The sequence below is a fragment of the Bdellovibrio sp. HCB337 genome, from assembly GCF_047302465.1.
Taxonomy (GTDB): domain Bacteria; phylum Bdellovibrionota; class Bdellovibrionia; order Bdellovibrionales; family Bdellovibrionaceae; genus JACMRP01.
In genome coordinates, this window is sequence record NZ_CP178621.1 from 3,116,961 (window position 1) to 3,129,082 (window position 12,122).

At 45.2% G+C, this 12,122-nt stretch carries 9 protein-coding genes; 1 reads left to right on the forward strand and 8 read right to left on the reverse strand.

Going from position 1 to position 12,122, the window contains the following annotated elements; translation table 11 throughout:
• Positions 1-35 precede the first annotated feature (35 nt).
• The 3 genes from ACLWBB_RS15045 to ACLWBB_RS15055 are packed head-to-tail and all read right to left on the reverse strand — an operon-like array spanning position 36 to position 5,535.
• The gene (locus tag ACLWBB_RS15045) at positions 36-2,297 is read right to left on the reverse strand and encodes a transglycosylase SLT domain-containing protein (protein ID WP_413288366.1); all 2,262 of its coding nucleotides are present in this window, start codon (positions 2,295-2,297) and stop codon (positions 36-38) included.
• A 17-nt stretch (positions 2,298-2,314) separates the two neighbouring features.
• Complete coding sequence (locus ACLWBB_RS15050) at positions 2,315-4,000, reverse strand: hypothetical protein (RefSeq protein WP_413288367.1); 1,686 nt, start codon at positions 3,998-4,000, stop codon at positions 2,315-2,317.
• A complete protein-coding gene (locus tag ACLWBB_RS15055) occupies positions 3,997-5,535 on the reverse strand; it encodes a flippase activity-associated protein Agl23 (protein WP_413288368.1) in 1,539 nt (512 codons plus the stop codon). The genes ACLWBB_RS15050 and ACLWBB_RS15055 overlap by 4 nt, the downstream gene beginning before the upstream one ends.
• Positions 5,536-5,577: 42 nt before the next feature.
• Between ACLWBB_RS15055 and ACLWBB_RS15060 the strand changes: the two genes are divergently transcribed.
• Complete coding sequence (locus ACLWBB_RS15060; protein ID WP_413288369.1) at positions 5,578-6,282, forward strand: glycosyltransferase; 705 nt, start codon at positions 5,578-5,580, stop codon at positions 6,280-6,282.
• Here ACLWBB_RS15060 and ACLWBB_RS15065 read toward each other — a convergent pair.
• Genes ACLWBB_RS15065 through ACLWBB_RS15085 form a run of 5 tightly spaced genes read right to left on the reverse strand, consistent with a single transcriptional unit; the run spans position 6,253 to position 12,121 of the window.
• Positions 6,253-8,289 (reverse strand): BatD family protein, encoded by a 2,037-nt coding sequence (locus tag ACLWBB_RS15065; RefSeq protein WP_413288370.1) that lies wholly within the window; start codon positions 8,287-8,289, stop codon positions 6,253-6,255. The two genes, ACLWBB_RS15060 and ACLWBB_RS15065, sit on opposite strands and share 30 nt — an antisense overlap.
• Positions 8,273-9,103, reverse strand: a complete 831-nt coding sequence (locus ACLWBB_RS15070; protein ID WP_413288371.1) for a tetratricopeptide repeat protein — start codon at positions 9,101-9,103, stop codon at positions 8,273-8,275. The genes ACLWBB_RS15065 and ACLWBB_RS15070 overlap by 17 nt, the downstream gene beginning before the upstream one ends.
• Entirely contained in the window at positions 9,100-10,161 is a 1,062-nt protein-coding gene (locus ACLWBB_RS15075) for a vWA domain-containing protein (protein WP_413288372.1), read from the reverse strand. The genes ACLWBB_RS15070 and ACLWBB_RS15075 overlap by 4 nt, the downstream gene beginning before the upstream one ends.
• A complete protein-coding gene (locus ACLWBB_RS15080; protein ID WP_413288373.1) occupies positions 10,161-11,174 on the reverse strand; it encodes a vWA domain-containing protein in 1,014 nt (337 codons plus the stop codon). Before ACLWBB_RS15080 ends, ACLWBB_RS15075 begins: the two co-directional genes overlap by 1 nt.
• On the reverse strand, positions 11,171-12,121 hold the full coding sequence (locus ACLWBB_RS15085) for a hypothetical protein (RefSeq protein WP_413288374.1): 951 nt from the start codon (positions 12,119-12,121) through the stop codon (positions 11,171-11,173). The genes ACLWBB_RS15080 and ACLWBB_RS15085 overlap by 4 nt, the downstream gene beginning before the upstream one ends.
• Position 12,122 lies beyond the last annotated feature (1 nt).

The following is a 12,122-nucleotide window of genomic DNA, read 5'->3' on the forward strand; positions in this document are numbered from 1 at the left end:
GGCTACAAAAAGGACTCGGATATTTCAATAAAACATCACTTTAAATTTGCTTTTTTATTATGCAAGTCCTGCCAAAGGACTAGGTTCCACTCCACTTTCTCAGAGTCTAGGAGCTTATAAAGCAAACTATTGCGCAGAATGGCTTTGATATAGAAACTCGTCTCACTCCAAGGAAGCTCATCGAACCAGATTTCGTCCACAGGTGTTGAAGAGCCTTTATTCACCAAATCTTTGATGTCACTGCGTGCCTCTGTGAAAATGCGCATTTTCGTAGGGCCCGCGTTATATGCTCCCAAAGCAAAGGGAACATTTCCTGCAAACTGATCAATCATCGATGAAATATAGAAGGTCCCGAGTGGAATATTGATTTCAGGTCTGAAAACATCTTCGGGGAATTCCAACTTTTTCATTCCTAAGCGGCGCGCCACATCTTGAGCTGTCGAGGGAATCAATTGCATCAAACCTTGTGCATTCGCCGTCGACTGAGCGCGAATCCCGAAGGCACTTTCTTGACGAATGAGACTGCGCACCAAAATAGGATTTAAGTTATATTTCTTAGCTTCGCCCTCAACCCAAGGAGAAAAGGCCTTTGGATAGACGTAAGACAAAGTTTCTGGGCTGCGCAAAGAGTTTTCCAAGTCCATCGCTTCTGCCATCCAGCGAATCGCTGTTGGAAATTGAAAGCTCTTCGACATGAATTTTGCCAAATGATATTCCAACCACGGATTTTTCGTCGTCGGCAAAAGTGCCACTTCCGATTGGGCTTCTAACAACCAACCCGCTTTGGTCAGAGTCTTAAATCTTTTCCACGCGTTTTTCTCTTCGCCCATCAACCACATCTCAGAGGTATTGGCAGGAATTGACGACACAGCATTCGGCCACAAATAGCTACCCTTATTCACTTCGGCTGTCAGACGAATGCCATAGTAAGAAAACGGATAACGCTCGATCAGGATTTTTGCTTCAACACCGGCGCGTTCTTTTTCTTTTTCGATGTTTTCAAGGCTTCGTACCAACCAATAGCGTGCTTGCAGATCAAACTTGTCTTTTTTCTGCGCTAAAAGTTTATCAAACTGCACGACTGCTGATTCGTAATTTTTCATTCTTAAATGAATCAGACCCGAGCGCAGCAAGGCTTCGGCCGCTTCTTCAGTGCCCGCGTGGAATTCAATCAATTTCAAAAAATGTGTCTGAGCACGGTCATACTGACCAATCAAGTGCGCCGCACGTCCCGCATACCAATACAAAATAGTGGCATTCGAAGTTTGATAAAGATCTTTCAAGGTGCTTTCTGCAAAAATCAGTGCCTGATTATAGTCGGCACGGCGATGCAGAAGCTGAGTCCACTCCATACGACGAGTGGCATCGATTTTTTCAAGCTCGCTGAAGGCTTTTTCATTTTTCTCGTCAGCCGGGGCGTCGCTGTTTAACTGCTGATAGATTTCAAAGGGCTTGTCTTTAAGACGTCGTGCCACTTTGCTGCCGGCATATTCTGTTTGAATAACGACGGAAGTTTTTAAAGCCCCCATCAAATCCCCGCCTTTCAGGGATTTATTCATTTTTTCTTCAAGTGCTGCTTCAGCGCCTTCATTTTCAAGCATGCCTTCGATACCAGGTGCCACCATGCTGAATTTTAATTTTGAAGCAGCCTTCATCGCATCTAAGCGATCACGAATTGTTTTGTTGTCTCGCAACTGAATGCTTTGCTCATAAAGGTATAATGCTTTTTCTGAATCTTTTTTCTCTGCATACTCACCTGCATAACCTAACAAGGTTGCACGGGCTTCATTCGGAAGATCTTCAGATTCTAAAAGTTCATTAACAGCAATCGGTGTTCTTTTAATTTCTAGCAACGTCAACTGAGCTGTGACGTAATCTTGCCACAGGGATTTTTTCCACGGTCCGTCTGTAAGCAACTCTTTACGCTTTCGAAGCCAGTCGACAGGTTTTGCCAAAGATTTTTTGTCTTTAGCCCCTTCTGTGTTTTTGATTTCGCACTTTAGCCAGCTAGCAGCGACCCACGCTTGAATTTCAGCATTGCTAGCCACCACTTTAGGGCCTAAAGCGCCACACTCTTTCCAGCGTTTTTTGATTTCGAAATATTTCATGCGTGAAAGAACCGGCAACGAGGCCTCTTTCACTTTCGGATCTACGTCATACAAGTTCTTTGCATTGAGCTTTTCAAGGTCTTTTTGCAATTGCACCTTCAGAGGTTCTGAAGATGCGGCCAAGGATGATTGTGCCAGCATTGGCGAAATAGCCAATGACAAGCAAAGAGCTCTGCTCAGCAAACTCATGGGGTTTTGACTCCTCGTTATTTACGTTCGACAAGGTATAGTTCATGATCCAGAGCTTCGTTGATTTTTGAAAGACCTTTAAGGGTGTCTGGGACATTTTCTCGACGCTTCTCTAGGGGGCCACGATAGACCAACCCCACCTGGTCTTTTGGTAAGCTAGCAATCGCGGCTTCGTCTCCGGAGTATACGCGATTTAAAAGCGCCTCACGCTCGACGTAGTTATAGCCATGCGACCAGACGTGCCCTGGATATCCCATATAAAGTTTGTAACCCAAAAGAAGTGCTGGATGATCGTAGTTCGGTGCCACCATCAAACCTTGATTCACATCTTGGCCCTTCAATAGCACTCTTGCCTTGTTCAATTCTTTTTCCGAAGCCCACTGCGTGCCTTTATTGAAAGCGGGCAATGAGCGTACAAAGATCATCATTCCTGGAATAAAGAAGATGGCGAAAACAACAGCCTTCATCCAATCTTTACGTTGGTTCCACAAAAGATCCGACATCCCCATCAAAGCCAAAACATAACACCACAAGATGATTTTAATATTGTCCCATGGCCAAGGTGCCAAGATCACATGCATGAAGACGACGAACAATCCTGCCGCCACACTCACATACAACAATGGGTCTTTCTGTTTTTTGCGGTAGAAGATCGTCAAAGCCGCGACCACAGCGACAATCCAAGGACCCAAGTTTTTGACCCAATACAAGAAAGGATTTACGTTCTCTGCTCTGTTCCAACCGCGAGCGTTCAAATGCACCAAAGAATTAGTGCCTGTTTCCGGCAACAGTGCGTTGATCACAAAAGGAAATCCTAATACAGACGCCACAGAAATAGGTAACACCCAATTTTTAAGATCACGTTTGTACAAAATTAAAACTCCAAAATACAAACTCAAAAAGAAGAAGCTATGCAAATGGAAGAATCCCAGAGCGCCCCAAATAATTCCCAGAGTCACTTTCTCGAGAGTCGTTGGACGCCACTCGCCAGCGAATACTTTTTGAATTGCTCGAAACAAAAACACACCGGCAGGCAGAGCATACAAAAATCCTCGTTGCGTCAGCAAAACCGTCAAAAACAGATTCTTAAAATCCAAAGACTCTTGCATGCGATTTAGTTCCCACGGCCCTGGAACTAAAAAGTTATAAAAGCCGCTACTAAAGAAGATTGCAAAAACCAAAAGCGGACCACCTGTGATGTGCAAGGCATAGAACACGACAAGCAAAGCTAGCAGCGTCACGAGCGGCAGATGGTAACTGATCGGAACTCCGAGATTTCCCCAAATAGAGTTAAAGAAATCCATGCCGAAGGGATATTTAAAACGATATCCCAAATAGATGGGATTTTCGGGCCAGAACTTCGCCCCTTCTGCGAGGTAATTAATAGCCCCCCAGTGAAAGGACATATCCCCAAGATTGAAGGGATTCTGAATCCAGTACATCGGTCCCTTTTGGAAAAAGAAAAAGACTGAATGGAAATAGATCCCAGTAAAAATCAAAGCATACAGTAAAAAAATCGGACCACTAACGGGAGCCGCTTGCAACTTCAGGGTCATTTTACGACTGAGGTAGCAAGAAATTCCCAAAGCCAGAACTAGCGCCAGAACGCTGACAGCAGGAACAAGCTTTCCCACCAAAAGCGCGCCCAGACAGGCAATCAGAGAACTTAAACCGATGAATAGCAATGAAAAAGACATCATCATAAAGTCCCCAACTCTTTCAGTTCCCAAGAGAACTTATCTTGGAAAAATTCGCGTTTTACATAGACCAAGATGTGCGAACGTCCTTGGCGAACATCCAAAATAAAGCCCTGATATTTAGCGGCTTGATTACGCACCAAGAGCTCTTTTTCGATGACGTCTTTATCTTTCATATCGACCATATAGATCAGTGCATTGTCTTCGATCTTGGCGTCTGTGCGGAAGTAGCTAATGTTATAGAATTTATGAAGCACGACTGGGACTGGCCAAGATTCCTCGGTCCCAATTTGCAGAGTCTGTTCACGCAGTAAAGGATTCTCGCGCAAAACCTGCTGCGTTTTTGCAACGAACTCTTTCATTTGATAGCTCGAGTTCACATAGACATAAGGATGCTGCATATCAATCGGGTTTTTGTACATCACAGTGTACATGCGATGAGATTCGAAACCAAAAAGCAGGATCAAAACAGCATATAACCCGAACTGCCCCGCTTTTGGCAGCTTGCCTTTTAGGTCCTGAATCGCAAAACCTGCAACCACAGCAAACGGCCACAAGATCGAGATCAAGCACCATGGCGTTTTGTACGGAATGGCCGAATAAATTGCCCATAAGAAAACAGTGAAGACCAAGTAGAAGCGAATCCACTTATTTTTTAACGCAAACAAGAATCCAATTAAGAAGCCCACAAGAATTGCGAACTCGTTAGTTGCGATCAGTTTTCCCCAGTACAGGAATTCTTTTTCGTGCCCGCTTCCGTGAACACCGGTTTTAAGCCACGGCATCAGAGCCACAAAGAAATCGAGTAGCCCCTTCGGATGCGCGCCAAAGCCCGCATAGACGCCCAGGAACAATAGAAACATTCCAAGCAAAGGCAACGACACCTCTGTCGTTTTAAAACTTGCGACAAGATCCTTAGTCCACTTTGACCAAGCGATCTTTTTTCTTTCAGACATGAAAACCACAAGAGCTGCCGGGATAAAGGCCAAAATCAACACCACAAAGGTTTCTTTCAGAGCCATCATGCCTAAAAGGCTGCCTATGAACGTCCACCAGAACTTTTTAAAGTCCCGCGCCACCAAATAGTGAAAGGACATGAAGCCCAAAATCTGGAAAAAGACGAAGGCGGATTCGTGAATCCCCGAGCGCCCATAGAAACCCATCCCAGGGCTAAACAGTAAGAAAACCGCGGCCCAACGCAATGCCGTGCGATGCTCTTTCGGTCCGTACCAGAGCACAACCAGAGACAAAAACGAGAAGATCGTCGCGACCCAGCGGGTGCTAAGATAGTCAAACCCAGTAAAGAGTTGTACGAACTGGATCAAATAAAACAGCAAAGGACCGTGATAATTTGTCGGATCGTACTTAAAAAATCCGTCTTCCCAGATACGTTGGACGAACCACATATTGATGCTTTCGTCGAAGTGGATGGGTTTATTATCCAGATAAAGAAAGCGTGTCAGGGCTGCTACTAACAAAAATAGAAGGCTTAACAGGCACAAAAGTGGTTTTTCTTTGAATTTCGTCAGAAATTTTGTCATGAACTTATTCTAGGTTTCTGTGTTTAGAAGGAAAAGTGAAAAATGGCACCCCGCCCTCAACTCTCATTGTGTGTGCATGTCTCTGCGGATCGGGACTTGATTCAAGAATTCTCTGAAAACGTGATCGGCTTTTTCCAAAAGTTTCCTCTCTTGTACGAAGTATTGTTCGCCGTGAACCCTGGGCAGGATCAAAGTCTGTCCTTACTGCGATATTTGGCAGAAAGGAACCCCCATTACAAAATCGTCGAGAACAAGAAACATCTTAGTCGCGCCCAAAACTTAGAAAATCTGTGCAAAGAATCCCGTGGCGATATTTTAATAACCACAGACTTAGATCTAGCTGCACCCCTTAGCGAAATCTTCAAAATGCTCGAAGTGTTCTATTCCGAACGCGAAACTGAGGTTGTGTTCGGCGATCGCACAAAAGCCAAAAAGAAACTCGAAACCACCGAAGCCGAAGAAATCCCCCTAGAAACTTTCTTTTCAGGCGTTATCCGCGAAAAAACAGCATGGCCGTATCAGGATTTGTTCTGCCCGATTCTGGGGATCCGAAAGAGCGCCTTCGAGAAAATTCAAAACGATCTAAAAAGCTCTGGCTGGCACTGGAATCACGAAGTGCAAAGAGTCGTTCATCGCCTACAACTGAAATCACGCGAGGTCCCACTGTATGTTGGATCCCGTAAAATTCAAAAGCCCCCGAAGACGGAGGCTTTGCAGTTATTGAAGTTCGTGTTGTTCAGGATTTGAGTTAATCAGCTTTTGCAGAAGGTCCTTTGCAAGGCCTACTTCTTTTTGAACCGTTGAAGCCTCTTTATAAGTCCCCAGCATATTCTCAGGGGCAAAACTCATCACTTGGAAGACTTCGTATTGTTTCTTTAAAGTCTCTCCGTGTTCTCGACGCAGACTTGGTGGGATGCGCTCAAGCATCTTATCTAAATCCAAACCTGAAGCCTCTTGCCCTGAAATACTGCCCAGAACTAGGTTAAAGATGTTCATCATCTCGGCCCCAATTCCGCGGTAGTCATTCTTCTTAAGCAGTCCATCGAGTTTCTTATAGCGCTTGTTCACAAGGTCGCGCAGGTTTTGACGACGGCGTCCCCAGCCAAGTTCCACTTTAGATCGCCATACCAGGAAAAGCCCTACCAGAGCGTAAATCCCGCCCCAAAACATTGGCTGCGATGCCATTTTAAATTTACCTGGTTCATCCCAAGCCATGATCAGATCCGGTAGCACTTTACCACTTAGGTTATTCACCGGAGCCTTGCCAGCTTGCGGAGCAGCCGCCCCCGGAGCCACCGGTCCACCCGTCACATTGCCAGAAGGTGCATTTGGATTTGCTTCAACATTTAAAACGATTTCTTGGGTTTGACGATTTACGTACTTTTTTGCCTGAGGATCAAAAGTACCGACACTGATCGCTGGGATTCTAAGTTCACCCTCTTGGCGCGGAATCAGAAGGACTTCGAATTCTTTATAGCTTCGTCCATTTTTAAAGAACTTCGCATCGGATTTTGTATCGTAAACTTCAACCGTTTTTGGCCATTCGATCGCAGGAAGCTCGATCAGCTTCGCGTTGCCGTTTCCTTCAAAGCGCACTTTCAAACTAAATGCTTGGTTCACCAAAATATTCTGGCTATCAACGCTGGCATTTACATCAAACTGCCCCACTGCGCCCGAGAAATCTTTAGGACGATTATCAATCGGCAATGGGTTTACTTTGATTTTTACACGCTGAGAACTTTTAGTGTACTCGTAAGCTTGGCCAAAACCAAAACCGCCAAAATTTTGATTCGGCATACGCACGCGGGACTTAATTTTGTATTCATCAATCACCGCAGTGCCAGGTTTGATCGGGAAAAGAGCATGCGATGCAAGCAGTGCGCGTTTATAGACAACACCATTGATGATTTCTTCGCTAAATTGGATCGACGGAACTTCTTCGATGATCTCTTTCCAGAAACCTTTTAAGTCCGGGAACTTCAAACGATCTAAGCTCTCCATTTGCCCACGCGTGTACAAATACCAGCTGGCAGTGACTTGTTCGCCCTCAAACACTTCGGTCTTATCAACTTCGACTTGAATAAAGAAAGCTTCATTCGGATTTGTTGGCAAAGATCTAAACTGAGGTTCTGGCTGATTTGCACGAGGTGCCGCAGGTCCACCTGGATATCCCGGAGGAACTTGTTGCTGACGACGCTGTAAAAGTTGATTGAAAATTTCTTCTTCAGCGCGGTCCATTTCATCAAGCATATCTTGGCCAGGCATATTGCCAAAGCCCGGAGGCATCGCTCGGCGAGGACGTTGTCCTTGCTGCCCGCCACCGCCACGAGGAGGCGCCGATCCTTGAGCGCCTACAGATAAAGTAATCGGTTGGCTATTATAAACCTTACCATCAACAACGACTTCAAACGCACCCACGGTGTAAGTGCCAGCTTTGCGCGGAGCTAATAGGTAATTAAAATCTTTACGACGTTGAACTTCGAACTTCATACCAGAAGAGGTATTCATCAATTTTTGTGATGTGCTGCTTGATTGCCAGCTATTTAAAAGCTCAAAGCCCTCAAGATCCGGAGCGCGCGGTTCTTGCGCATCAACGGATTCGTCAGATTGCACGGATACGGTCAGAGTGAATGAATCCCCGACGCTCATTTCATTACGATCAACGATAGATTGCACTGTCACTTTGGCCCATGCAGGCAGGGCCACACTTACTAGTAAAAGACAGAGACAAAAATAATTACCAATCTTTGTCACGACCTTGCTCCTTCACTTCCTTACGATTGTACTCAGAACGAATTTTTTGCTCTTGCTGTTTGATCTCGCCTAAGATCTTTTTCACGTCGCCTTCCGAAAGCTCTTGGCCCTTGAATTGGCGAGGTTGCTGCTTTTGGTTTTGCTGATACTGCTTAGGCTGTTCTTTTTTATCTTTGCCATCTTGGCCGTCTTTTTGATCTTGCTTCTGCTGTTGATCTTTAGGATCTTTGCCATCCTTCGGATCTTGCTTCTTTTGTTGATCCTGCTGTTGCTGCTGATCCTTTTGGTCTTTTTGATCCTGGCTATCGCCGCCCTTGCCTTGTTGTTGCTGCTGTTGGATCAAAAGCTCGATATTGGTTTTTGCTTCTTTCGAAGTCGGATCAAGCTCTAAAGCCTTTTGATAGAACGCCAAAGCTTCATCGACTTTTTTGCCTTTGCCAAAAAGCTGAGCCTGATTGAAATACCCCATGAATTTGACTTCGTCGTCTTTGGTGTATTTCTCGGCATTCTGATAAGAGGTCATGGCTTTTTCAGGCTGTTGCTGAGCCTCATAAACTAAACCCAAATCCAAATGCGTTTCCGCAGAGAACGGGTCAAACTCGAGAGTCTTCACGTAAGAATCAAAAGCAGCACCATAACTTTCAAGTTTAAATAAACCATTCCCCTGACGATTTAAGTAAAGACTCTTTAAATGTGGGAAATTCGGTGACGACACCCAGCTTGGATAGAACTTCAGCATCCCACTCCAGTTCAAGAACAAGAGCGAAAGTCCCAGCATAGCGACAATGAGGATAACAATTCCGCTTTTCTTCATACCGGCGGTACCTCATAGCGGCCCTTCCAAAGTTTGAAGGACGAACGGCGTTCCCCTAAGAAGAGCTCTACTAAGCCTAAGAGAATTCCAATAAGAAGGAACAATTGAAAGCGCTCTTCATATTGAACAGCCATTTTGGATTCAAATTCTGATTTTTCAAGTTTTGCCAAATCATCAGCCACACTTCTAATGTATTCGCTGCCAAAGGTCGCAAAATAAAAAGACCCTTCGCCAGCTTGAGCAAGTGCACGAAGCGCATCCCCTTTGACTGCGGTAATAACCGTCTGTCCGTTACGATCTTTTTTATTGGATTTCCAAAAGCCCATGCCGTCTTTGATTGGAATCGGTCCACCTTTTTCAGTTCCGTAAGCCAGACTGAAAATCTTGATCCCTTGCTCTGCCAATTTTTTGGCAGCTTCCATCGCACCTGGTTCGTGATCCTCACCATCTGAAGCCACTAAGATCACACGAGTCACTTTTGCTGTGTCATCATCAGCAACGCCACCACGTTTGAAAGATTCAGCCGCAACTTTAAGGGCGTCTTCGAAGTTCGTCCCTTGGCTGCTGACTGAATTCGGGCTTAAAGATTCCAAATACATTTTAACGGCATTCGGGTCATTTGAAAGCGGAGATAGTACTGCCGCAGTTCCTGCAAAGGCAATCACGCCCACGCGATTGCCAGGCATTCTGTCGAGCAATCTGCTTAAATCCGTTTTTGCCTGTTCCAAACGATTTGGGCGTACGTCTTCAGACATCATACTTTCAGAGACGTCGATGACCAGCATGATCTCGACACCTTCGCTTTTGATCTCTTGCATACTTTGACCCATTTGTGGGCGCGCAAGAGCTAGGACGAAGAACAAAATCACCAAGCTTTGTAGTACACGCTTAGCGTTTCTTTTTTGAATCGAAACAGAGCTGCTTAGGAACGGATAAAGGCGTGAGCCAATGACTTCGGCCATTTTTTTCTGCGCACGTTTATGGAAAATCACCGCCAGCACCCATAATACCGGAATGGCCCACAAGAAATAAAATGCCAAAGGATTTTCAAAGCGCATTATGGCACCCTCCTTAAGAAGGTCTTAGCCAAAAGAACCGCAATCACATAACAAATCAAAGCAGCTTGAAGGTATGGCGAGAATAGCTCTGTATAACGAGTGAACTTATTGACATCGACTTTGGTTTTTTCCAAAGAGTCGATTTCGCGGAAGACGCCTTCTAAAGAGTCCTCTTTAGTCGCTCGGAAGTATTTGCCGCCCGTGTCTTTCGCCATACGACCTAAAAGATCATCATTCACGGTACTATCAAATGGCTGATAGGTTTTTACTTTGTTGCCAAAGATATCACGTTGGTAAATTGGGATTTTTGTAGGTCCATCTTTACCGATACCGATCGAGTAAATCTTTAAATCATAACCTTTAGCGATCTCAAGAGCTGTTTCAGGGTCAATCGTACCGCTGTTGTTTTCCCCGTCCGTCATGAAAATCATAATGCGGCTTTTTGCGGTTGAATCTTTCAAACGGCCGGCAGCGTTCGCAAGGGCGACACCGATTGCAGTTCCGTCTTTGATATTGGCATTGGCAGCTGTCGTGATTTCTTTTACGCGCTCAAGGATCAATTGATAATCTAAAGTTAGTGGAACCAATGTGAAAGACTCGCCGGCAAAAACCACAAGACCGATACGATCAGAGGTTCTGCGCTCGATAAAGCGCTGAATGGTTTCTTTCGCCGCTTCCATACGATTGAGCGGCTTCATGTCTTCGATCAACATACTGTCTGAAACGTCCAGGCAGATGACGATGTCGATCCCTTCAACATTCTTTTTTACTTTGGTGTTGGCCTCTTGCGGACGAGCAAGTGCTACGATCGCAAGTACTATCGCCACAGCCTTCAACAACGATGGCACAACCATCAAACGTGTGCGCGCACTGGGTTTGATAGTTTTAATAATTTTTAAAGAGCTGAACTGTAAAGATGGAATCTTTCTTTTTCTGTGCAGAAAGTTCCAAACCAAAATAGCCACTAGAGGAATTAACAGAGCTAAGGCCCAAAGGGTCTTCCACTGAATCATCGTTCCCCCTTCTGAGCAGTTTCAGCCTGAATCATCAGGTTTTCGATGCCTTCGAGGGTTTTTCTTAAGGTCTCTGCCAATTGGCTGATGTCTTTGCCGGCCAATTTCTGATCAGCACCTTCGGCTTTGCGGAATTCACCAAAAAGATCGTGAATGCGTTTTGAGTAAGACTCATAAACCGGAGGATGATATTTGCGAATGTCTTTAACGATCAGACGCTCATTCCACTCAAACGCGGGAACTTTCAAACGACGGCTTATGTAGACTTTAAACATGCGTGAAAGTTCTTTAGTACCTTCGCGTAACTCCGCAAGCGTGCCTTCTTTACCGTAGAATACGGGATTGCTTCTTTGCAATCGGCGCATCGATTGATGGAACTCTAAAAGCGGACTTAAAGCGGAATCATGCTCTTTCAAACGTAATAACATTTCACGGCGTTGATTGTAGCGCCAGATTTTAAGCGCGATCATGATCGCCATAAAACCGATGGACCCTAAGAGTGCCAACCAATACAAAGCAGGCACCGGAATCGTTGCAGGACCGAAGGGACCGTAAGGTTCTACTTTCGGTTGTTCTTGTCCTTCGATGTGGACACCTTGTTGCTGTTGCGGCTGCTGAGGCGGCAGGATGCTCACGACTTCAAATTGCACTTGGCCCAGATCCAGAGTTTGTTCTCCGTCTGTTAACACCAATTGCGGGATTTGATACTGAGCTGGAAGATAACTTGTGACTTTTAGATCGGCTTCTTCGGGCGAGCGGAATTCAAACCCTAGAAGTTTGAGTTGGTATTTGAAGTTCTCATCACCAACAAATTTCAGGTTCTCTAGTTTCAGAGTTTTTGGCCAGTCGCCTTTGCACGCCAAATAGAATTCACGGCCCACCGTGAGTTGATTGTCCTCAAGGCCAGAAACTTTTGGAATGTCTAGAGAGCACTGAAAGGCCGCCATA